21 protein-coding genes are annotated in these 22429 nt (G+C 63.9%); 10 read left to right on the top strand and 11 right to left on the bottom strand.

What is annotated here, in order from left to right:
* The first annotated feature begins 308 nt into the window (after nucleotides 1-308).
* Complete coding sequence (locus GVL12_RS01515; RefSeq protein ID WP_159910861.1) at nucleotides 309-758, top strand: OsmC family protein; 450 nt, start codon at nucleotides 309-311, stop codon at nucleotides 756-758.
* Between the two features lie 30 nt (nucleotides 759-788).
* Here the strand turns inward: GVL12_RS01515 and coq7 are convergent, their stop codons facing one another.
* Entirely contained in the window at nucleotides 789-1406 is a 618-nt protein-coding gene (gene coq7, locus GVL12_RS01510) for a 2-polyprenyl-3-methyl-6-methoxy-1,4-benzoquinone monooxygenase (protein ID WP_159910860.1), read from the bottom strand.
* Between the two features lie 311 nt (nucleotides 1407-1717).
* On the opposite strand from coq7, the gene GVL12_RS01505 reads away from it, so the two are divergent.
* Entirely contained in the window at nucleotides 1718-2767 is a 1050-nt protein-coding gene (locus tag GVL12_RS01505; RefSeq protein WP_159910859.1) for a porin, read from the top strand.
* Nucleotides 2768-3031: 264 nt separating this feature from the next.
* The gene (locus tag GVL12_RS01500) at nucleotides 3032-4183 is read left to right on the top strand and encodes a porin (protein WP_200843413.1); all 1152 of its coding nucleotides are present in this window, start codon (nucleotides 3032-3034) and stop codon (nucleotides 4181-4183) included.
* A 151-nt stretch (nucleotides 4184-4334) separates the two neighbouring features.
* On the opposite strand, the gene GVL12_RS01495 is transcribed toward GVL12_RS01500, so the two are convergent.
* On the bottom strand, nucleotides 4335-5180 hold the full coding sequence (locus tag GVL12_RS01495; RefSeq protein WP_159910858.1) for a MurR/RpiR family transcriptional regulator: 846 nt from the start codon (nucleotides 5178-5180) through the stop codon (nucleotides 4335-4337).
* Between the two features lie 205 nt (nucleotides 5181-5385).
* On the opposite strand from GVL12_RS01495, the gene tal reads away from it, so the two are divergent.
* Nucleotides 5386-6339, top strand: coding sequence for a transaldolase (gene tal, locus GVL12_RS01490; RefSeq protein ID WP_159910857.1), 954 nt, complete (start codon nucleotides 5386-5388; stop codon nucleotides 6337-6339).
* Between the two features lies 1 nt (nucleotide 6340).
* Entirely contained in the window at nucleotides 6341-7933 is a 1593-nt protein-coding gene (gene pgi / locus GVL12_RS01485; protein WP_159910856.1) for a glucose-6-phosphate isomerase, read from the top strand.
* 118 nt (nucleotides 7934-8051) lie between these two features.
* Here pgi and groL read toward each other — a convergent pair whose 3' ends face one another.
* From groL to GVL12_RS26835, 6 genes are all read right to left on the bottom strand, one after another.
* Entirely contained in the window at nucleotides 8052-9707 is a 1656-nt protein-coding gene (groL, locus tag GVL12_RS01480; RefSeq protein ID WP_159910855.1) for a chaperonin GroEL, read from the bottom strand.
* A gap of 46 nt (nucleotides 9708-9753) precedes the next feature.
* Complete coding sequence (locus GVL12_RS01475; RefSeq protein ID WP_119558898.1) at nucleotides 9754-10044, bottom strand: co-chaperone GroES; 291 nt, start codon at nucleotides 10042-10044, stop codon at nucleotides 9754-9756.
* 202 nt (nucleotides 10045-10246) lie between these two features.
* Nucleotides 10247-10834 carry a rhombosortase gene (gene rrtA / locus GVL12_RS01470; RefSeq protein ID WP_159910854.1) on the bottom strand — a complete coding sequence of 196 codons (588 nt, stop codon included), beginning with the start codon at nucleotides 10832-10834 and terminating at the stop codon, nucleotides 10247-10249.
* Nucleotides 10831-11271 (bottom strand): YbaN family protein, encoded by a 441-nt coding sequence (locus tag GVL12_RS01465; RefSeq protein WP_200843412.1) that lies wholly within the window; start codon nucleotides 11269-11271, stop codon nucleotides 10831-10833. Before GVL12_RS01465 ends, rrtA begins: the two co-directional genes overlap by 4 nt.
* 3 nt (nucleotides 11272-11274) lie before the next feature.
* A complete protein-coding gene (gene gspN, locus GVL12_RS01460) occupies nucleotides 11275-12153 on the bottom strand; it encodes a type II secretion system protein N (protein ID WP_200843411.1) in 879 nt (292 codons plus the stop codon).
* A 51-nt stretch (nucleotides 12154-12204) separates the two neighbouring features.
* Nucleotides 12205-12339 (bottom strand): hypothetical protein, encoded by a 135-nt coding sequence (locus tag GVL12_RS26835; protein ID WP_306770568.1) that lies wholly within the window; start codon nucleotides 12337-12339, stop codon nucleotides 12205-12207.
* Nucleotides 12340-12943: 604 nt separating this feature from the next.
* On the opposite strand from GVL12_RS26835, the gene GVL12_RS01450 reads away from it, so the two are divergent.
* Nucleotides 12944-15124 carry a TonB-dependent siderophore receptor gene (locus GVL12_RS01450; RefSeq protein WP_159910852.1) on the top strand — a complete coding sequence of 727 codons (2181 nt, stop codon included), beginning with the start codon at nucleotides 12944-12946 and terminating at the stop codon, nucleotides 15122-15124.
* Between the two features lie 11 nt (nucleotides 15125-15135).
* A complete protein-coding gene (locus GVL12_RS01445; protein WP_159910851.1) occupies nucleotides 15136-16509 on the top strand; it encodes a PepSY domain-containing protein in 1374 nt (457 codons plus the stop codon).
* Between the two features lie 33 nt (nucleotides 16510-16542).
* On the opposite strand, the gene GVL12_RS01440 is transcribed toward GVL12_RS01445, so the two are convergent.
* Nucleotides 16543-17460 carry a LysR substrate-binding domain-containing protein gene (locus tag GVL12_RS01440; RefSeq protein WP_200843410.1) on the bottom strand — a complete coding sequence of 306 codons (918 nt, stop codon included), beginning with the start codon at nucleotides 17458-17460 and terminating at the stop codon, nucleotides 16543-16545.
* A gap of 253 nt (nucleotides 17461-17713) precedes the next feature.
* Here GVL12_RS01440 and GVL12_RS01435 point away from each other — a divergent pair, with 253 nt between their 5' ends.
* Genes GVL12_RS01435 through GVL12_RS01425 form a run of 3 tightly spaced genes read left to right on the top strand, consistent with a single transcriptional unit; the run spans nucleotide 17714 to nucleotide 21467 of the window.
* On the top strand, nucleotides 17714-18646 hold the full coding sequence (locus GVL12_RS01435) for a tripartite tricarboxylate transporter substrate binding protein (protein ID WP_200843409.1): 933 nt from the start codon (nucleotides 17714-17716) through the stop codon (nucleotides 18644-18646).
* A complete protein-coding gene (locus tag GVL12_RS01430) occupies nucleotides 18643-20055 on the top strand; it encodes an FAD-binding oxidoreductase (RefSeq protein ID WP_159910849.1) in 1413 nt (470 codons plus the stop codon). Before GVL12_RS01435 ends, GVL12_RS01430 begins: the two co-directional genes overlap by 4 nt.
* A 32-nt stretch (nucleotides 20056-20087) precedes the next feature.
* Nucleotides 20088-21467, top strand: a complete 1380-nt coding sequence (locus tag GVL12_RS01425; protein ID WP_159910848.1) for a VOC family protein — start codon at nucleotides 20088-20090, stop codon at nucleotides 21465-21467.
* Between the two features lie 89 nt (nucleotides 21468-21556).
* Here GVL12_RS01425 and GVL12_RS01420 read toward each other — a convergent pair whose 3' ends face one another.
* Entirely contained in the window at nucleotides 21557-21742 is a 186-nt protein-coding gene (locus GVL12_RS01420) for a hypothetical protein (RefSeq protein ID WP_159910847.1), read from the bottom strand.
* Between the two features lie 192 nt (nucleotides 21743-21934).
* Complete coding sequence (locus GVL12_RS01415) at nucleotides 21935-22423, bottom strand: GNAT family N-acetyltransferase (protein ID WP_159910846.1); 489 nt, start codon at nucleotides 22421-22423, stop codon at nucleotides 21935-21937.
* Between the last annotated feature and the right edge of the window lie 6 nt (nucleotides 22424-22429).

Raw genomic sequence — 22429 nt, 5'->3', positions numbered from 1 at the left:
GGCCGCCATCATAGGCGTTCGATCGTTTGCGGGTGCGTTGCGGGCTGGCTCGGGGCGTCGCACGGTAAAAGTGAACGACCAAAAAAAAGCCCCAGGCGGTAAGGCCTAGGGCTGAATCCACCATTAGAGGAGGTGGAGGAGACAAATGGTGCGATGCAGAGACAATGTCCTGCGGTCCGCCTGAAAATTACAATCACATCAGGTAACGCTTGGGCCAATTGTAGCGCAAATGATGCTGCGTTGCAGCAAAATCAGGGTTTACCGGAATGGCGATGCCATTTCGCAACAGTTAAAGCAAAGGAAACGGCATGGAATGCACAGTGAGTTGGACCGGGGCCAGCGGCACCCGTTCGGGAATGGGCTTTGTGGCAGAGACCGGCAGCGGTCATATCCTGGCCATGGACGGCGCGCCCGATGAGCGGAATCCGGACAATGGCGGGCGCAACCTCGCGCCGCGTCCGATGGAAGCGCTGCTCGCCGGCACCGGCGGCTGCACCGCCTATGACGTGGTGCTGATCCTCAAGCGCGGCCGCCACGATGTGCGCGGCTGCAGCGTCAAGCTCAGCTCGGAACGCGCCGAGACCGAACCCAAGGTCTTCACCAAGATCCACATGCAGTTCACCGTGACCGGCAAGGGCGTGCCCGCGAGCGCCGTCGAGCGCGCGATCGCCATGAGCCATGAAAAATACTGCTCGGCCAGCATCATGCTGGGCAAGACCGCCGAGATCACCACGGGTTTCGACATCGTTGAAGCATAAAAAGAAGCGCTCCCCGAGCGGTGGGCGTTTCTATACGTAATGCGCGGTGGTGGTCATGACCTTGGCTGCCGCGCGCATCAGATTCTGGACCGGAGCGGGCAGGGGCAGGGCGCCGGCTGCGAGCGCTTCGGCCGCATGCCGTTCCTCGTCTTCCTTCATGCGCTGCACCACGGCGCGCGACGCCAGGTCTTCGTCGGGCAGGCGCTCGAGATGGCTGCCCAGATGGGCCGATACCTGGTTCTCGGTTTCCACCACGAAGCCCAGGCTCACACGGTCGCTGATCCTGGCGGCCACCAGTCCGATCGCGAAAGCGCCCGCAAACCACAGCGGGTTCAGCAGGCTGGGCCGCTGGCCCAGCGCATCGAGGCGCGCGCGTGACCAGGCCAGGTGGTCGGTTTCTTCGCGCGCCGCTTCGATCAGGTGGCTGCGCAGCTGCACATCGCGCGTGACCATGGCCTGGGCGTTGTACAGCGCCTGGGCACAGACTTCGCCGACATGGTTGACGCGCATCAGTGCGCCAGCCATGCGTTGCTGCGACTCGCTCAGGTCCGCTTCCGGAATTCCCTGGGCGGGTGAGGGCTGGGACGCCGCAGGGCGGGCGAACAGGGTGCGAAGTGCAGCATCCGCTGCCGTCAAGATCTTGTCCATAGAGATAAAAGCTGCTGCAAGGCGCAAAAGCGCGGGCTGACCGGGGGCGGGGCTGCGAGGCGCCAGCGCCGGGCGCGGCCCCTGTGCACGATTGTGCCGCGCCTTGACGCGGTGTTGCAACCTTGCAACGAATTCCGGGAATCAGGCGGCTTATCGGTGAATTGCTTTGCGAATCGGGCGGTCGTCTGTTGCAATAGCGAGAGCTTCCCCACCAGGAGGTTGGCGCGGGTAACCGGCGAATCCCAGGGTCTGACCCTGCTCTTTTTTGCCAACGCACCGACGCCCTCTGTTAAACCTTGGAGTAATTCGCAATGAAAAAATCCCTGATTGCCCTGGCCGTGTTGGCTGCTTCCGGCGCCGCAATGGCCCAATCTTCCGTGACCCTGTTCGGTATCATCGATGCCGGTATCGGTTACGTTGACAACGCTACGCCCGCTGGCGGCAACAAGTGGGGTGTCGGCACCAGCGGCAACACGACCAGCCGCATCGGTTTCCGCGGCGTGGAAGACCTGGGCGGCGGCCTGAAGGCTGGTTTCTGGCTCGAAGGCGAAGTTTTCGCTGACGACGGCAATGCCGGCGGCCTGAACTTCAAGCGTCGTTCGACCGTGGGCCTGGAAGGCGGCTTCGGTGAAGTGCGCCTGGGTCGCGAACTGACTGCTGGCTACAGCAAGACCAGCTCGTACGACCTGTTCAGCCAAACCGGCATCGGCCAGTTCTCCGCATGGCGTAACTGGGACAGCGTCACCGCTACCAACGGCGACGAAAGCGGTGTTCGTTCGAACAACATCATCAGCTACTACACCCCCAACTTCGGCGGCGTGAAGGGCGGCATCAGCTACGGTTTCGACGAAGCTGTCGGCACCAAGGCTGGCCGTTATGTTGGCGGCAATGTGTCCTATGACAACGGCCCCATCAGCGTTGCAGTGTCGTATGACCGTCTGGACACCGTGAAGGCTGGCATCGAAGGCGACCGTGACGCCCTGACCCTGGGTGGTTCGTACAACTTCGGCGTGGCCAAGCTGATCGGTATCGCCCAGCGTAACGAGTACTCGTACAACGTCGGCGCTGACCGCAAGTACAACAACTACGCCCTGGGCGTGTCGGCACCTGTCGGCGGCGCTGGTGAAGTCAAGCTGCAATACGCACGCTACGACCAAAAGGCCATCGACGGCAAGGCTGACCAGCTGTCGCTGGGCTACGTGCACAACCTGTCCAAGCGCACTGCTGTGTACGGCACCGTTGCTTACCTGAAGAACAAGGGCGCCTCCAACCTGGGCCTGCAGTCCAAGGGTATCAACACTGCTGCCAACGGCAACGAAAAGCAAACCGGCGTGCAAGTCGGCGTGCGCCACAACTTCTAATGACAGGCTGAGTTTGCTCAGCTTTTCTTAGAAACCAAAAAAGCCAGTCTTCGGACTGGCTTTTTTTTTTGTCGCCGGGCCGCCCCAGGACAAAAAGCAACCCCCTCGGGGGGCAGCGCAGGCACACGCAGTGAGGCAAGCGTGGGGGCCCTTTTTTGGTGTTTTCGCTCTGAGGGAAACTGCTATCTAGGGAAAATCCTGCAGGGAAAACCTGTGTTGTGATGCTGCACTGGTATCTAGGCGTAATAAATATGGCTGCATAGAATGGGTTTCCCAGCCACATTTTTATTCATAAAGAGAGACAGCAGCATGCAAAAATCGTTTGTGAAAAATGCCATCGCATTGGCCGCCCTGGTGGTTGCTACTCCCGCAGTATTCGCCCAACAGGGCGCCAGCAGCGTTCAGCTATACGGTATTGTCGATGCTGCAGTGCGTCATACCAATAATGAAGGTGCAGGCGGAAATTCATCGCTGACGAAAATGATTGGTGGCGGGATGTCGCAAAGCCGCTGGGGTATTAATGTGAGCGAAGACCTCGGTGGTGGTCTCAAAGCCATCGCCAATCTGGAAAGTCGTTTCCTGACCGATTCGGGCACGACGGCATCGACCAATTATTTCCAGCAATCCTGGCTGGGCCTGCAAGGCAACATGGGGCGCCTGACCATGGGCCGTCAGTACAACGTGCTGTTCGATCTGGTGACTTCGACCTATTCGTCGTTCCCCTATTCGCCGTACATGGAAGCCTACAAGCCGGAAATCGGCATGTCGCTGGGCGCGCGCGCCAACAACATGCTCAAGTACACCGCTGAATTCGGCGCCATCCGCGGCGCCCTGCAGTACTCATTCGATGAGAAGGACGTGAGCGGTGCGAGCGCAAAGACCGCCGGCGGCTACCTGCGCTACTCGGCCAACGGCATTTCGGCAGGTCTGGGCTACCAGAACTATGAGCTGCCGCAGAACGCCAAGCTCGACGCCTGGACCCTGGGCGGCTCCTACCGCATGAATGCGCTGTATTTCAACATCGGCTATGCCCAGAACAAGCTCAAGGGCACGCCGGGCCCGGTCGATTCGGCGATCGTGGGCAACATGTGGGGCGGCGATACCAACGGTGGTTTCACGCGCGGTGCGGCCGACAAGCGGCAGATGGCAAAAATCGGCTTTGGTTATCAGATCACGCCTCAGCTCAATGGCGGCCTGCATTATTACCATGCAAAGCAGTCCGGCAGCCCTGTGGCCGCGGACAACGGCAAGGCCAACTTCATTGTCGCCGTGGCCGATTACGCTTTCTCCAAGCGTACCGATGCCTATTTCGGCGTGGATTACACCAAGATCAAGGGCGGCGCGAATCTCGCCCTGGGCACCAACGGTGCGCGTGACCGCACCGGCATTACCGCCGGCCTGCGCCACCGTTTCTGAACTGGTAAATCCCCGCAAGGGGATTTACCAGGCATGCCCTGCCTAGGCAGGTCCCATGCAAGCAGGGGCACCTATATTCGATCATTGAAAATCGAATATGGGCGCCCCTGTTCTTGTTTCAGTTATTCATGGCGGCAGCCGATCACGGAAATCATGTATATCTTTTGGCGCGCAAGCTGTCCTTCATTTGCTGCAGTACCGGCTGCAGTGGCTCGCCAATGCGCAGTGCAACGCAGGTCGCAAGAACATCGATGATCAGCAAATGCATCAGCCGCGAGACCATGGGGCTGTAGCGGTCGTAGCCTTCGGGGTGGTCGGCCGCGAGCAGGATGTCGCAGACATGGGCCAGGGGCGAACCGCTGGCCGTGATCGCAATCGTGGTTGCGCCGCGCTGGCGCGCGATGTCGGCGGCATCCATCAGGTCGCGCGTGCGGCCGGAGTTCGAAATGATCAGCGCGCAGTCGCCCGGGCCCAGCAGCGTGGCGCTCATCACCTGGATATGCCCGTCGCTGCTCGCGAGGCTGGTCACGCCCAGCCGGAAGAATTTGTGCTGGGCATCCTGAGCGACGATGCCGGAATTGCCGGCGCCATAGAACTCGATGCGCCGGCCCTGCTGCCAGCTGCTGACGATGGCCAGCGCAGCGCGTTCCAGGTCGGGCACGCGCGCGGCATTGCGGTACTGCAGGAACGCGGCGACGGCGTTGTCGACGACCTTGACCAGCACATCGCCGGTCTTGTCATCGCTGTCGACGCTGCGGTGGATGAAGGGCACGCCTTCGTTGGCGTTGTTGGCGAGCTTGATCTTGAAATCGGCCAGACCGTCATAGCCCATGCTGCGGCAAAAGCGCACCACGGTGGGCTTGCTGACATGGGCGCGCTCGGCGAGCAGCCGCACCGGAAGCTGGGCAAAGGTCTGCGGGTCGGCCAGCACGAGACGCGCCACGCGCTGTTCGGCCGGGGCCAGCGAAGGCAGGGATGCGGTGATGCGATCTAACATGGGGAAGTCCTGGGCAGTAAGCGCTGCGTGCGCCAATGTAACCGGAGTTGCCGGCATCGGCCGGCCGCTGTGCGCCTACACTGCGCATTTGTATCGCGCTGTATATGCAGGCCGGTGGCAGCGACAGCATGGTGGCTGCTGCTTGTAAGATAAGAAAGCTCCAGCGCTCCGCCAAGAGGGGTACTTTTCAAGAATGGGATGGGTCATGAGTCAGCTCGACGCACTTCGACAGTTCACCACCGTGGTGGCGGACACCGGCGATTTTCGCCAGATTGCACAATATCTGCCACAGGATGCGACGACCAATCCGTCGCTGATCCTCAAGGCGGTGCAGATGCCCGAGTATGCGCCGCTGCTCAAGGCCACCGTGGTCCAGCGCCGCGGCCGGCCGCTGGACGAAGTCATGGACCGCCTGCTGGTGCGCTTTGGCTGCGAGATCCTCGCGCTGGTGCCGGGCCGGGTCTCGACCGAAGTCGATGCGCGCCTGTCCTTCGATACCGAAGCCACCGTGGCCCGGGCGCAGCGCATTGTCGAGCTGTACCAGGCCGAAGGCGTGCATATCGACCGCGTGCTGATCAAGATCGCATCGACCTGGGAAGGCATCGAGGCCGCGCGCCGCCTCGAGCAGCGCGGCATCCACACCAACCTGACCCTGCTGTTCTCGTTGTGCCAGGCCGTGGTCTGCGGCCAGGCCAAGGTACAGCTGGTGTCACCATTTGTGGGCCGTATCTACGACTGGTACAAGAAGCAGGCCGGCGCCTCCTGGGACGAGGCCGCAATGGCCGGTGCCAACGACCCGGGCGTGCGCTCGGTGCGCGCGATCTATGCGCATTACAAGAAGTTCGGCATCGCGACCGAAGTCATGGGCGCGAGCTTTCGCAACCTGGGGCAGATCACGGCCCTGGCGGGCTGCGACCTGCTGACGATCGCGCCCGAACTGCTCGCCCAGCTGTCGGCCAGCGATGCGCCACTGGAGCGTGCGCTCGTGCCCGAGGCGGCGCAGGCGCTTGATCTGCCCGTGCTGCACTACGACGAAGCGGGCTTTCGTTTCGCGCTCAACGCCGATGCGATGGCGACCGAGAAACTGGCCGAAGGCATCCGTGCGTTCGTCGCCGATACGCTCAAGCTCGAGACCTTGATGCAACAGGCGGCTGCCTAGGATGGCGGTGCCGTGCCATGAGACCGCGGCCTGGCGGGCGCTGGCGCGCCATTACCAGGAGGAAATGGCGGAGTTCGATATCGCCTGCGGCTTTGCCGACGACCCCGGGCGCCTCGCGGCGTTGAGCCAGCAGGCACCGCATGTGTTCGCCGACCTGTCCAAGAACCGCATCACGCCCAGGACCGAGCAGTTGCTGACCGGCCTCGCGCAGGAATGCGGCCTGGCCGCGCGGCGCGACCAGATGTTTGCCGGCGCGCCCATCAACACCTCCGAAGAGCGTGCCGCGATGCACTGGCTGCTGCGCATGCCGCGCGACGGCGGCCTGCTGCGCGAGCGGGCCATGGAGCCAGCGGTGCGCCAGGCCCTGGCGGCCGTGCACGACACGCTGGACGCGATGCTCGCGCTGGCCGAGCAGGTCCGGGCCCGACCCGACATCACCGACATCGTCAACATCGGCATAGGCGGCTCGCATCTGGGGCCGGAAGTCGTGGTCAACGCGCTCGAGGACTGGTGCGGCCCCGACAAGCGCTTTCATTTCGTCTCGAATGTCGACGGCCATGAGCTGGGCCATGTGCTGTCGCGCGTGCGCCCCGAGAGCACGCTGTTCCTCGTGGCCTCGAAGTCGTTCACGACGGCCGAGACCATGCTCAATGCCCATTCGGCACGCAGCTGGTTCCTGGCCAACGGTGGCTCGGAAGATGGCGGCTGTGCGATTTCCGAGCATTTCATCGCCTTGACGAGCAACGTGGCCGCGGCCGCGCAGTTCGGCATCCGCCGCACGCTGGGCTTCTGGGACTGGGTCGGCGGGCGTTATTCGCTGTGGTCGGCCATAGGCCTGCCGATCGCGATCGCTGTCGGCGCCGCGCATTTTCGTGCGCTGCTGGCCGGCGCGCATGCGATGGATGCGCACTTCGTCACGGCCCCGCTGGCGCGCAATCTGCCCGTGCGCCTGGGACTGCTCGATATCTGGTATCGCAATTTCCATGGCTTTGGCAGCCGCTGCATCGCGCCTTACAGCCATGGCCTGCGCCGGCTCACGGCCTATCTGCAGCAGCTTGAAATGGAAAGCAACGGCAAGCGCGTCGATGCCCAGGGGCGCCCCGTGGCGGTGGCGACGTCGGCCGTGGTCTGGGGCGAGCCCGGCACCAACGGCCAGCATGCGTTCTTCCAGATGCTGCACCAGGGCCCGGATGTGATTCCCGTCGAGTTCATCGCCATGCGCGGTGGCGGCAAATACCTGGGCGCGCACCAGCACAGCCTGCTGATCAACGCCGTGGCGCAGGCCCAGGCGCTGATGGTCGGCCGCCGGCAGGAGACCAGCGAAAAGTACTGCCCTGGCAACCGCCCGAGCAGCTTTTTGCTGCTGCAGCAACTCGACCCGGCTTCGCTGGGCGCGCTGATCGCGCTGTATGAACACCGAGTGTTCGTCACCGGCGCGATCTGGGGCATCAACAGCTTTGACCAGTGGGGGGTGGAACTGGGCAAGCACCTGGCGCGCGATCTGACCGAGCGCCAGGAACGCGGTGACTGGCAGGATGTCGATGCCTCGACCGCGGGGTTGATGCGGCGTTTGATCGCTGCCGATCTTCCCTGACGCCCGGCCCACGACGAAAGCAAAAAACCCGCAGTTCTTTCGAACTGCGGGTTTTTTTGAGGTTGCTGGAGCTGGCAGGTCTTGCGACCTGCCGGACCGCAATTTCCCGTAAGGGAAATTACATGCCCATGCCACCCATGCCGCCCATACCACCCATGCCGCCGCCCATGCCACCCATGTCGGCACCTGCGTCAGCCTTGGGGGCGTCGGCAATCATGCACTCGGTGGTCAGCAGCAGCGCTGCGACGGAGGCTGCGTTTTGCAGGGCCGTGCGCGTCACCTTGGTGGGGTCCAGGATACCCATTTCGATCATGTCGCCGTAGGTGTCGTTGGCAGCGTTGAAGCCGAAGTTGCCTTCGCCCTTGAGCACGGCATCGACCACGACCGACGGTTCGCCACCGGCGTTGGCCACGATTTCGCGCAGAGGCGCTTCGATGGCCTTCAGGATCAGCTTGATGCCGGCGTCCTGGTCGGCGTTGTCGCCCTTGAGCTCGCCCACGGCTTGCTTGGCGCGCAGCAGTGCCACGCCGCCGCCGGCCACGATGCCTTCTTCCACAGCTGCACGGGTAGCGTGCAGTGCGTCTTCAACGCGGGCCTTCTTTTCCTTCATTTCGACTTCGGTGGCAGCGCCGACCTTGATCACGGCAACACCGCCGGCCAGCTTGGCCACGCGCTCTTGCAGCTTTTCACGGTCGTAGTCGGACGTGGCTTCTTCGATCTGGATGCGGATTTGCTTCACGCGGGCTTCGATTTCAGCAGCCTGGCCAGCACCGTCGATGATGATGGTGTTTTCCTTGCCGATTTCGACGCGCTGGGCCTGGCCCAGGTCTTCCAGCGTGACCTTGTCCAGCGTCAGGCCGACTTCTTCAGCGATGACCTTGCCGCCCGTCAGGATGGCAATGTCTTCCAGCATGGCCTTGCGGCGGTCGCCGAAGCCAGGAGCCTTCACAGCCACAACCTTCAGGATGCCGCGGATGGTGTTCACAACCAGCGTCGCCAGGGCTTCGCCTTCGACGTCTTCGGCAACGATCAGCAGGGGACGACCGGCCTTGGCGACTTGCTCCAGCGTGGGCAGCAGGTCACGGATGTTGCTGATCTTCTTGTCGAACAGCAGCACGAAGGGGTTTTCCAGGATGGCCGATTGCTTTTCCTGGTTGTTGATGAAGTAGGGCGACAGGTAGCCGCGGTCGAATTGCATGCCTTCAACGACTTCGAGTTCGTTGTCCAGGCTCTTGCCTTCTTCAACCGTGATCACGCCTTCCTTGCCGACCTTGTCCATTGCGTTGGCAATGATCTGGCCCACGGACTCGTCCGAGTTCGCGGAGATCGAACCGACCTGGGCGATTTCCTTGGAAGTCGTCGTGGCCTTGGATTGGGCCTTGAGCTGCTCGACCAGCACGGTCACAGCCTTGTCGATACCGCGCTTGAGGTCCATGGGGTTCAGACCAGCGGCGACATACTTCGAGCCTTCGCGCACGATGGCCTGGGCCAGCACGGTAGCGGTCGTCGTGCCGTCACCGGCGATGTCGTTGGTCTTGGAAGCCACTTCCTTCACGAGCTGGGCGCCCATGTTCTGCAGCTTGTCCTTGAGTTCGATTTCCTTGGCCACGGACACACCGTCCTTGGTCACGGTGGGGGCGCCGAACGAGCGCTCGAGCACCACATTGCGGCCCTTGGGGCCCAGGGTCACCTTGACCGCGTTGGCCAGGATGTTCACGCCTTCAACCATGCGGGCGCGTGCTTCGCCACCGAAAACTACGTCTTTAGCTGCCATTTTGATTCTCCGAATTCAGTTACTGGAATGCTGGGAAGGAGAAGATTTACTTCTCGACGACTGCGAACAGGTCGTCTTCCTTCATCACCAGCAGTTCGTCGCCATCGACCTTGACGGTCTGGCCGCTGTACTTGCCGAACAGAACGCGGTCGCCGACCTTGACGTTCAGGGCGATCAGTTCGCCCTTGTCGTTCTTCTTGCCCGGGCCGACGGCCAGGATTTCGCCCTGATCAGGCTTTTCGGCGGCGTTGTCGGGGATAAAGATGCCCGAAGCAGTCTTGGTTTCGTTTTCAAGGCGCTTGACGATCACACGATCGTGCAGGGGACGAAGTTGCATAACATCTCCAAATACATCAACAGGTTGGAACAACAGCCTCGCGGAGCGCGGCATTCGAAAGAGCCTGGGGTTGGGTGCTGTTAGCACTCGACCCCAATGAGTGCTAATCATACGGTGATTTTGCGCAGTTTCAAGTGTTTTGCTGCAAGAGGCCTGTTGCCGGGTGTGGATTGCGGCCGGAAGTCAGATCGTGCACGCGTTCTCAGGCCAGGGGCCGTGTGCGTCCACTGGCCAAAGCTCCGACCAGACCGCCCAGTGCGCCAAACCAGTGCGCCTGGGTCACGATGTATCCGCCAATCAGCATTTCCTCGCGCGGGTCGGGGCCGGCCCACGACTGCCAGCCCAGCCAGGCCAGCACCAGCAGCAGCATGAGGGCGGCCATGCCATCGCGGCGGGCACGTAACGCTGGCAGCAGCATCCAGACCATCAGCCCATACAGCACGCCGGACATGCCCACATAGTCCGTGGTCTGCGGTGACAAGGCCCAGAGCAGCAGCGAGATGCCCATGCCGAGCATGGCCATGCGCGCGAGCAGCCGGCCCGTGGACCAGGTGGCATCGGCCAAGGCGCAGCACAGCACCAGGCCGCAGGCGTTGAGTGCCGCATGCGCACCGCTCAGATGGATCCAGTGCGCGCTCAGCAGGCGCCACCATTGCCCGGCCGCGAGCGCCTGGGGCTCATGGCGCAGCAGCGTGCGCACGCAAGCCGGCAAGGCCTGCAATGCAGCGATGGCCAGCAGCAGCGCCAGCAGCCCCCGCCACCTGGCGCGCGACACCCGTTCCTGGCTCATGCGGGTGGCGCCGGCTCGGGCCGCAGCCACAGCCAAAGGAGTACACAGGCCATGCTGACCAGCGCCAGTCCGGCCAGCCACGGGGTGCTGGTGAAGTAGACGATCACGGCACTGCTGGCCGACATGCTCAGCGTCGCCATCCACTTGACGCGGCGGCTCACGCGCCCGCCATCGTCCCAGCTGCGCAGCATGGGGCCGAACATCGGGTGGGCATGGAGCCAGGCATGGAACCGGGGCGAGCTGCGCATGGCCGCCCAGGCCGCCATCAGGATGAACACCGTGGTCGGCATGCCCGGCACCACCGCGCCTATCATGCCCAGCAGCACGCACAGTGCGGCAAAGGCCATCAGCAGCCAGCGCACGGGCAGGGAAAGGGCGCGGCGGCCGGGGATCGCGTTGTCGGAAGTCGGCTCGGATGCAGGGGTGGGATCGGTCATGGATCAGGGTGCAGGGGGACGCAGGACATGCCAGGCGATATCGCCGCCACGATTGCCTATCAGGTTCAATATATTCGCCAATACGGGGTACTGGCCAGGTTCGGCCTGTGCCTGCCCCTGGAAACGCCAGCGCCCCGCGAGCTGCTGGCCCTGGCCGACCAGCCGCAGCGCGCCCTCGGTCGTGGCCAGCTCCAGTTGCAGGCCCGGGGCTGCGTCCTGGCCGCTCAGGCGCACGCGGTAGCTGCCCAGCGGGCGCAAGGTCGACAGGCGCGAGGACAGCGACAGCGCCTGCAGCTCCAGCGCGCCGCGCAAGGATCCGGCATCGGCATGTAGCGGCCATTGCAGAAAAGAAGAGGACAACTTCACGCTGCCGTCGAACCCCAGCGTATTCCACGGCGTTCCCAGCCCCGCGAGCATCTGGGCGGGCAGCTGGCAGTCGAGCCCGGACAGTTGGAAGACGCTGTTGAAGGGCAGCCAGGACAGCTGCACGTTGCTCTGTTCACAGGAGCTGTGCTGCAGGCTGGCGTTCATGCCCGCAGCCCGGAGGTTCGTGCCGCTGCCTTGCGGGACATTCGTATCGGGTGCGGGCAGCGCCGCGTTCCAGCGCGGGCGCAGCTGCCAGCTGAGCCGGCCCGGCAGTGCCTTCGCATCGCGGCTGCCGGCGCCGCCCGCGAGCACCAGCTGCGCGGAGCCATTCCAGACCGAACCGCGCACGTCCTGCAGCAGCACGCGCTCGCCGCTCGCGCGCGTGGCAAGCGCACCGGCCCAGCGCGCCGGCAGGACCGCCAACAGGCACAGCAGGCCGCCGATGATTGCGCCCGCAGCGGCCCAGCCCCAAGGCACGCCGGGCGCCTTGGGGCTGGACGTTTTCGCGGTGTTCACGCGCATGTGATCAAAGGGTTGTACGGGGTGGGGGCCGGGAACCCCATTCCATCAGCCTGTCGCGGCGTCGAGGGAAGAGTACTGCTCGAGCAGGCTGCCGAAGCGGTCATAGGCGGCGTCGGCGCCGGCGATGACCTGGTCCTGCAAGGCGGGATCGGCCAGTGCCGGTGCATCCAGAGACGCCACGAACGCGCGCCAGGCCGGGGCCCGGCCCTGGGGGGCGGCCGCGAGATTGCGGAATGCCCAGGCGCTCGGCGACTTCCTTGTAGGTCAGGCCATCGCGCTGGGCCCGCTCGGCCGGGCACTGCCTGAGAAGGCGCACAAAGGTGTCCTGCGCGCAATGCACACACTGGCGCAGCCAATGCACCAGTCGGCCATGGTGGTCGCTGTAAAGCGTGTGTAGAAGCGAGGAGAAAGTAGTTTGCGCGCCCGCCATTGCCGGTGGTTTTCGTAGAGCTTTCAGTAAAATCACTGAGAATAGTTCTCAATTGTATTTAAAAATTGCAATTGATACATTGGCCGTGTAAATCCCTGCGCCATCCATGGAAAAGCAGGGCGACCGGGCCTTTGCAGGCATTGCGTGCTGTGTTGTGCTTTTGCAACGTACACGGATTCGATCCGCACGTCATCCGCGGCGCGCATCTGCGCTGCTGCTCTCTGTGCCATCGCCTCGCTGCGCTTCGCAGTTCGAAAAAAAGGCACCAGACACCTTGGTCAGCAAGGTTGATTGTCAGGTATGTAAAAACATGAATCATTAAAATTAACGCGAATCATTTCCAATTTCATTCTCATGAAAACACCATCGTTTGTCCTGCGCCCGACCGTCGGCGCCATCGCTTTGTGGGCGACCGCCTGTACCGTGGGTGCGCAGCAGGCGCCTGCGCCTGCCCTTGAAATGGTGACCGTCGAGGCCAGCGCCGATGCGTCGGCCGAAGGCCTGGCCAAGCCGTTCGCGGGCGGGCAGGTGGCGCGTGGTGGCCGCGTGGGTCTCCTGGGCCAGCAGGACATCATGGACTCGCCCTTTCAGTTGACCAGCTACACCAGCACGCTGATCCGCGACCAGCAGGCGAAAAGCGTGGGCGAGGTCTTGCTCAACGACCCGGCGGTGCGCGGCGCGCGCGGCTTCGGCAATTTCCAGGAGCTGTACGTGCTGCGCGGCCAGCCTATGTATTCGGACGATCTGGCCTACAACGGCCTGTACGGCCTGCTGCCGCGCCAATATGTGGCATCGGAATTCTTCGAGCGCGTCGAAGTGCTGCACGGTGCGAGCGCTTTCCTCAACGGTGCGGCCCCGGGCGGCAGCAATCTGGGCGGGGCGATCAACCTGGTGCCCAAGCGCGCGAGCAATGAAGCGCTGAACCGCGTGGACCTGGGCGTGCAATCGGGCGGCCAGTTGTCGGCGGCGGTGGATCTGTCGCGCCGTTTCGGCCCCGACAACAGCACGGGCGTGCGTCTCAATGCGGTGCGCCGCGACGGCGATACGGCCATTGACGGTGAAAGCCGGGGCATGACGGCCGTAGGCCTGGGCCTGGACTGGCGCAGCCGTGATGTACGCGTGTCGGCCGATGTAGGCTACCAGAAGGATAAGCTCAAGGCCGCGCGTCCCAGCGTGACGCCCGGCGCGACTTTCATTCCCGATGTGCCGGACAACAAGACCAACTACGCCCAGCCCTGGACCTACTCCAATGCCGAGGATGTGTTTGCGACCGCGCGCGCCGAGTGGGACTTGAACGACCAGGTCACGGCCTGGGCCGCGGGCGGGCTCAAGCGCGGCAAGGAGGACAACTCGCTGACCACTCCTTCGATGGTCAACAGCTCTGGCGCTGCAAACACCACGCGTTTCGACACCAAGCGCGAAGACGATGTGGTGACCGGCGAAATCGGTCTGCGCGGGCGTTTTGTCACCGGGGATGTCAAGCACCAGGTGGTGGCCTCCGCATCCTGGTTCCGCCATGAGGAACGCAACGCCTGGGAGTACAACTTCACCCCCGTCCCCATCAATATCTACAACCCCGTGGGATCGCCCCGTCTGGGCGGCACCACGATCTCCGGCAATCTGTCCGACCCGCTGCGCTCGGCGGTGGATAACCTGCAAAGCTATGCACTGGCCGACACCCTGTCGTTCCATGACGATCGCGTGCTGCTGACGCTGGGCCTGCGCCACCAGACCATTGAACAGAAAAGCTTCAGCAATGCCACCGATCTGCAGACCGGCAGCTACAAGAAGTCGGCCACCACGCCGGTCGCCGGCCTGGTCTTCAAGGCCACGCCGCAACTGTCGCTGTATGGCAACTATGTCGAAGGCCTGATCAAGGGGGAGGTGGCACCGACCACGGCCGGCAGCCAGCCCGTGCTCAACGCCGGCCAGGTGTTCTCGCCCTATCGCGCCAAGCAAAAGGAAGTGGGCGTGAAGTGGCAGCAGGGTGGCCTGGGCGCGAGCGCCGCGCTCTACACCATGGACAAGCCGGTCAGCTATGTGCAAAACCAGGTCTTTGGCGCGTTCGGCACGCAGCGCTACCGCGGCCTCGAACTGAATGTGTTTGGCGAGCCCGTCAAGGGACTGCGCGTCCTGGGCGGGGTGACCTTCATGGACGCCAAGCTCAAGACCACGCAAGGTGGCGTGTACGAAGGCAACAACGCGATTGGCGTGCCGCGCCGCCAGCTCACGCTGGGCGGCGACTGGGACGTGCCCGGCGTGCAAGGCCTGGCGCTGAATGCGCGTCTGATCCACACCTCGAGCCAGTATGCGAACGCAGCCAACACGCTGACCGTCAAGGGCTGGACCCGCACCGACCTGGGCGTGCGCTACATGATGGACATAGGCAACGACCGCCTGCTGACGCTGCGTGCGCGTGTCGACAATGTGTTCGACAAGCAATACTGGGCTTCGGTCGGCGGCTATCCGGGTTCGAACTACCTGGTGCAGTCGATCCCGCGCACCTTTGCCGTCAGCGCCAGCGTCGACTTCTGAGGTAGCACTGCATGCGTGAGTTCTGGACCGTGGTCCACCGCTGGCTGGGCCTGACCGCGGCGTTGTTCCTGATCGTTGCCGGCGCGACCGGCGCGGTGATTTCGTGGGACCACGAAATCGACGAATGGCTCAACGCCGACATCATGCACACGCCGGGGCGCGGCGCGCTGCAAAGCCCGCTGGTGCTGGCCGCCGCCGTGGAGGCCAGCGATCCGCGCGCCGAGGTGTCGTACATGACGCTGGCGCTGGAAGAGGGGCATGCGGCCTCCTTCCTGGTCCGGCCGAAAAAGGACCCGGCCACGGGCCGGTTCCATGTGCTTGACTACAACAACGTGTTTGTCGACCCCGTGACCGCGCAGGTCACCGGGCACCGCAATTCCAAGAGCATCGCGCTGAGCAAGCGCAACCTGATGCCCTGGCTGCGCCATCTGCATGAAAGCCTGCACATGCCGGCTTTCTGGGGCAGCGACCGCTGGGGCTTCTGGCTGATGGGCGGCATCGCGCTGATGTGGCTGATCGACAGTTTCGTTGCGTTGTACCTCACGCTGCCGCGACGCCTGGCCGCGCGCCGCATGTCAATGCCGTCAACAGCCCCTACAACTGTGGTGTCCCAGCGCAGTGGCACCGAGGAAGGGCCGCCCCGCACCGAGGGTGCCGTCCCCCTCCACCGAAGGTTGAGAGGGGGAAGCCGCGTAAGCGGCTCAGGGGGTGGAAAGTCTTGGTGGAAGCGCTGGCAGCCCTCGTGGGTGGTGCGCTGGCGCGCGGGCGGCTACAAGCTCAACTTCGATCTGCACCGCGCGGGCGGGCTCTGGGTCTGGGCGATCATCATCGTCGTGTCGTTCACCTCGTTCTCGCTGAACCTGTACCGCGAAGTGTTCTATCCGGTGATGAGCCAGATTTCCAAGACCACGCCCGGTCCTTACGAGACCATCACGCCCGCGCCATTCGGCAGCTTCATCGAACCCAAGATATCGTTTGCCGCGGCCATCGATATCGCGCGCGCCGAAGGCCAGCGCCAGGGCTTCGAGTTTGCGCCGGGCGGCATCTGGTACGGCGGCGACTTCCCGTTCTACAACATCTCGTTCTTCGATCCCACGGACGAGATGGGAACCGGGGGCATGGGCATGTCGAACATCTACGTGAGCGCCGACAACGGCGAAGTGCTGGGCATGTACCGGCCCTGGCATGGCTCGGCGGCCGATGTGTTCGTGCAGCTGCAGCTGCCGCTGCATTCGGGCCGCATCCTGGGCATGACCGGGCGCATCATGATGTCCATCATGGGCGTGTTCGTGGTGATGCTGTCGATCACGGGCATCGTGATCTGGGAGCGCAAGCGCCGCGCGCGCAAGGCCACGGCGCGCGCGCTGGCCGTCAGCGCGGCATGAAACAGCCGCCTTCGGGCGGTTTCTTCATGGGGGCTATTCAGAGGTGGGGGAAAGGATGGCAGTGCTCGCCGCCGTCTGTTCCTGGATCCACTGGCGAAAAGCCTTGAGCGGCGGGTACCAGGTCTTGGACGCGGCGCATGCGAGGTAGTAGCTGCCCTGGCTGCGGCTGCGCACGTCGAGCGCCGACACCAGCTCGCCGCGCTCGAGTTCGGCCCGGAACAGGAATTCTGGCAGCAGGGCGACGCCCAGGCCGGCGCAGGCTGCCTGGGTGGCCGTGGCGAACTGGTCGATGCTGATTCCGCCCACGTTTGCGCCCTGAATGCCTTGCGACTCGAACCACTGGGCCCAGGCTTGAGAGCGTGAGGCCAGGTGCAGCAGCGGCGCCTTGAGCAGATCCTGCGCGCTTTCAAAACCGTGATGCGCCTTCAGCTGCCTGGAGCAGGCGGGGAAGATCGTTTCCTCGAACAGGAAATCGAGTTCCGCGCGCGGCCATTCGGGCGCGCCGTAGTGGAATGCCGCATGCACATCGTCGGCATCCATGTTGAACGGCTCGAGCCGCGTCACGAGATTGAGCGTCACGCCGGGGTTGCGCTGCACGAAGCTTGGCAGCAGGGGCGCGAGCCAGCGCGTGCCCATGGTCGGCAGGATGGCCAGCGTCAATATGCCCGTGCCGGGGCTGGCCTTGATGCGCAGCGTCGAGTTGGCGATGTCGCGCAGCGAATGGCGAATTTCCTCGGCATAGATCTCACCCGCGGGCGTCAGCCGCACGGCCTGGCGCTCGCGCACGAACAGCTCCACGCCGACGATGTCCTCGAGCGCGCGGATCTGCCGGCTGACGGCACTCTGGGTCAGGCTCAACTCATGGGCCGCCGTCGTGAACTTGCGCAGGCGCGCGCAGGCCTCGAAGGCCACGAGCAAGCCCATGGGCGGTAAATACTTGCGTGAATTCATGATATTTGGGAATGCACTTTTCTTGTATATGCATTTTAGTCGGTCGATTCTATAAGCAATACCACGTATAGGCCTGTTGCAATTGCCATCAGGCATTCCAATTGCGAATGCCTGGGTTCCAAACCATTGATTGACGTCAAGAAAACCGCTGCCGATGATGCGCGCAGCTTCATCAAAACGAGAGAGACATACCGTGCCCCAGACCATTTCGCGCAAACACTTCCTCCGTTCGGCTGCACTGCTTGGCGCTGCCATGGCGATGCCCGCTGTGGCGCTGGCCGACAGCTTCCCCAGCCGCGCGATCAAGCTCGTGGTGCCGTTCGCGCCGGGCGGCAATACCGACGTGGTCGCGCGCCTGATCGCGCAGGGGCTGTCGGAGTCGCTGGGGCAGCCGGTCATTGTGGAAAACATCGCGGGCGCGAACGGCTCTATCGGCGCGAGCCGTGTGGCGACGTCCACCAATGACGGCTATACGCTGCTGTTCGGCACCGCGGGCACGCAGGCCATCAACCCCAGCCTCTACAAGAACCAGAGCGAGAAGACGCTCGACGATTTCGAATACATCGCCCTGGTCACTTCCATCCCCAACGTGCTGGTGGTCAACGAGACCAAGACGCCGGTCAAGTCGGTGGCCGAACTGGTGGCCCATGCGCGCGAGCACCGCATCGGCATGAGCTATGGCTCGCCGGGCACGGGCTCGACGGTGCATCTGTCGGGCGAGCTGTTCAAGAGCGCGTCGAAACTGGATCTGGTGCATGTGCCCTACAAGGGCAGCGCGCCGGCGCTGACCGATCTGATCGGCGGCCAGATCGACCTGATCTTTGAAAACATCACGCCCGCGCTGCCTTTCATCCAGGGCGCACGCCTCAAGGCGCTGGCCGTGACGTCGGCCGAACGCCTGCCGCTGCTGCCCAACGTGCCCACGATGAAGGAAAGCGGCTTTCCCGCGTTCGTCACCGCCACCTGGAACGGCGTGCTCGCACCCAAGGGAACGCCGCGCAGCGTGGTGCAGAAGATGGAAGCGGCCTTGCTCAAGGTCGCGGCCAGCGCCGACTTCAAGGCACGCGTCGCGGCCCTGGGCGGTGAGCCCCGCCAGCTCGGCTCCACGGCGTTTCGCGAGTTTGCCCGCACCGAGTTCAAGCACTGGGGAGGCATCATCCAGTCTGCGAAGCTGGAGAAGCAATGAGCGAACTGATCACCACGCTGGCCGCCATCGTCGGCGCCAGCCATGTGCTGGCCGGCGACGACCTGGCGAGCTACGAGCAGGACTGGCGCGGCCGTGCCAAGGGCAAGGCGCTGTGCGTGGTGCGCCCGGGAACGACGCAGGAAGTGGCGCGCGTGGTCCAGGCCTGCGCCGCAGCCCGCGTGTCCATCGTGCCCCAGGGCGGCAACACGGGCCTGGTCGCGGGCTCGGTGCCCGACGCGTCCGGTGCCCAGGTGGTGCTGAGCCTGCGCCGCATGGCCGCGCTGCGCGCCATCGACCCGCAGAACATGACGATCACCGTCGAGGCGGGTTTCATTTTGCAGTCCTTGCAGCAAGCCGCCGATGACGCCGGCTTTCTGTTCCCGCTGAGCCTGGGCGCAGAAGGCAGCTGCACCATAGGCGGCAACCTCGCGACCAATGCGGGCGGCACCCAGGTGGTGCGCTACGGCAACGCGCGCGAACTGTGCCTGGGCCTCGAAGTGGTGACGGCCCAGGGCGAAGTCTGGGACGGCCTGTCGGGCCTGCGCAAGGACAACACCGGCTACGACCTGCGCGACCTGTTCGTGGGCAGCGAAGGCACGCTGGGCGTGATTACCGCTGCCACGCTCAAGCTGTTTCCCAAGCCCGCGGCGCAGTTGACGGCCTGGGTGGCCGTGCCATCGCTCGCGCATGCATGCCAGCTGCTGGGCATGGCGCACCAGCATCTGGCCGCGAGCCTCACGGGCTTCGAGGTGATGAACCAGTTTTCGCTGGGCCTGGTGGACAAGCACTATCCCCATCTGCGCGTGCCGATGTGGCAGCAGACGCCCTGGTGCGTGCTGATCGAAGTCTCGGATGCGGAGTCCGAGGCGCACGCGCGCGGCCTGTTCGAGCGCATGCTCGAAGCCGCTCTGGAGCAGGCGCTGATTGCCGACGCCATCATCGCCGAGAACATCCGCCAGGCGCATGACCTCTGGCATATCCGCGAGAGCATCACCCTGGCCCAGGTCGAGGAGGGCTTCAATGTCAAGCACGACATCTCGATTGCCGTCTCGCTGATCCCGGCGTTCGTGCGCGATGCCGACGCCGCGCTGGCCGCGGCCTTCGACGGCATACGTTTCGTGAACTTCGGCCACCTGGGCGACGGCAACCTGCACTACAACATCCAGGCGCCGGCCGGCGTCGATGCCAGGGCGTTTGTCGCGCAGCACGAGGAGCAGGTCAGCGCCATCGTCTATGACACGGTGAGCAAGTACCGCGGCTCGATTTCGGCCGAGCATGGCATTGGTGAACTCAAGCTGCACAAGCTGCCGCTGCACAAGTCGGCCACGGCGCTGGCGCTGATGCGCTCCATCAAGACCGCGCTCGATCCCCTCAATACCCTGAACCCGGGCCGGGTGCTGCAAGCCTGACCTGTCCGCTGCTCTTGAATTCCCTGACCACCATGTCCCCATTCGTGAACTCCGACCAGATACGCGATCTGTTTTCCCAATCCATGTCGGCGATGTACCGCCAGGAAGTGCCGCAATACGGCACGCTGCTCGAGCTGGTCGCGGACGTCAACCGCGCCACGCTCGAACAGAACCCCGAACTGCGCCAGCAGCTGCAGGACGCGGGCGAGCTGAACCGTATCGACGTCGAGCGCCATGGCGCGATCCGGCTGGGCACCGCCGAGGAGCTGGCCACCATGCGGCGCGTGTTTCGCGTCATGGGAATGCACCCCGTCGGCTACTACGATCTGTCGGTGGCCGGCGTGCCCGTGCATGCGACGGCGTTTCGCCCCGTCAGCGATGAGGCGCTGCGCATCAACCCGTTTCGCGTGTTCACCTCGCTGCTGCGCCTGGAACTGATCGCCGACCCCGCGCTGCGCGCCCAGGCCCGGGAGATCCTGGCGCAACGCCGCATCTTCACGCCGCGCGCGCTGGAGCTGACGCTGCAGTGCGAGACCGCGGGCGGGCTCGACGCCCGGCAGGCGGCCGAGTTCGTGCGCGAAGCCACGCAGACCTTCCGCTGGCATGGTGAAGCCACGGTGAGCCACGACACCCACCGGCAGTTGCTGGCGGCGCACCGGCTGGTGGCCGATGTGGTCTCGTTCAAGGGCCCGCACATCAACCATCTGACGCCGCGCACGCTGGACATCGACGCGGCCCAGGCCGAGATGCCGCGCCGCGGCGTGGCCGCCAAGGATGTGGTCGAAGGCCCGCCGCGCCGGCGCCACCCCATCTTGCTGCGCCAGACCAGCTTCAAGGCGCTGGAAGAAGCCATTGTGTTTACGGGCGATGGCGCCGCAGGTGCGCACACGGCGCGCTTCGGCGAAATCGAGCAGCGCGGCGCGGCGCTGACCGGCGCGGGCCGTGCGCTCTATGATCGCCTGCTGGGCCAGGTGCGCTCCATGGGCAATGCGGGCAGCACGACCGATGACTACGAAGCCCGGCTGGCCGCGGTCTTTGCGGAGTTTCCTGATGATCTCGACGCCATGCACGCGCAGCAACTGGCGTTCTTTCGCTACGCGGTCCAGGACCAGGCCGCTTTCGCCCAGGCAGCCGCGAGCGACGCCGACTTTGACCTGGCGGCGCTGCACGCCCAAGGCATTGTCGAAGCGCGTCCCATCATCTACGAAGACTTTCTGCCCGTGAGCGCGGCCGGAATCTTCCAGTCCAACCTGGGCGGCAGCGAGCAAAAGAGCTATGCCGCCAATGCAGCCAAGGAACTCTTCGAGGCAGCCCTGCAGGAGCGCGTAGCCGACGAGATCGCGCTGTACGCGCAAAGCCAGCAGGCCTCGGTCGATGCGCTCAAGCGCGCCTATCTGGCGCTTATGCGTTAAACGGCAAGGGTTGTCGTGCGCAACAAAGGGCCTCGCAAGGCCCTTTGTTGGCAGAGCTGCACCAGCCCCGGGTCATCTCCGATCAGAGATCAGCGTTGCTGCTGCTGTTTGTTGGAAGAAGGGTTGGATTGCTGCTGTTGCCCCGTGGAGGAGGTCTTGCTGCCCGGCTGCTGGTTTTGGCCGCTTTGCTGCTCCTGCTGCTTTTGCATCTTGTCCGCAGGATTGGCCTGGTTTTGATTCTTTTGGCTGCTGTCTTGGTTGTGTTGCTGAACCATAGTCATATCTCCAAAAAAGTGAAACGCTGATTGGGAATCAATCAGCGCGACTCCATGCTGAACCCCTGGAAAACCCTTGAATGTAGGACTCCGCCGACCAGCTGCAGTTTTTCGTTAGAGATTGAAACCCGTGTTTCCGCGGGTTTGATCAAGCGCGCAAACCGCGAGCGTTCGGTTTCCGTTGCGTGCGGTTCATTGCGCCTGCAACGCAAGTTTCCGCAGCGCTTCGCCCGTGAGCCGGTAGCGTATCCACTCGTTCTGCGGCTCGGCGCCCAGGCTTTCGTAGAAGGCGATGGACGGCGCATTCCAGTCGAGCACGCTCCATTCGAAGCGTCCACAGTCATGCTGAACGGCGATGCGCGCGAGGTGGGCCAGCAAGGCCTTGCCCGCGCCCTGGCCGCGGCTGTCGGGAGAGACATAGAGGTCTTCGAGGTACAGGCCATGCTGGCCCAACCAGGTCGAATAATTGAAGAAATACACTGCGAAGCCCAGCGGCCCATCACCGTTCATGCACATCAGGCCGTGGACGGCGGGCTGGTCGCAAAACAGCGTGCGGTGCAGATGCGCGGGTGTGGCCAGCACTTCGTGCTCGGCTTTCTCATAGATCGCCAGGTCGCGGATGAAGCGCAGGATCTGTTCGGTATCGGCGATGGTGGCGGGGCGGATATGCAAATCGGACATGTCGAC

This window comes from Pantoea sp. 18069 (assembly GCF_902706035.1).
Lineage (GTDB): Bacteria > Pseudomonadota > Gammaproteobacteria > Burkholderiales > Burkholderiaceae_C > Comamonas.
This window is presented reverse-complemented; position numbering and strand designations above follow the sequence as displayed.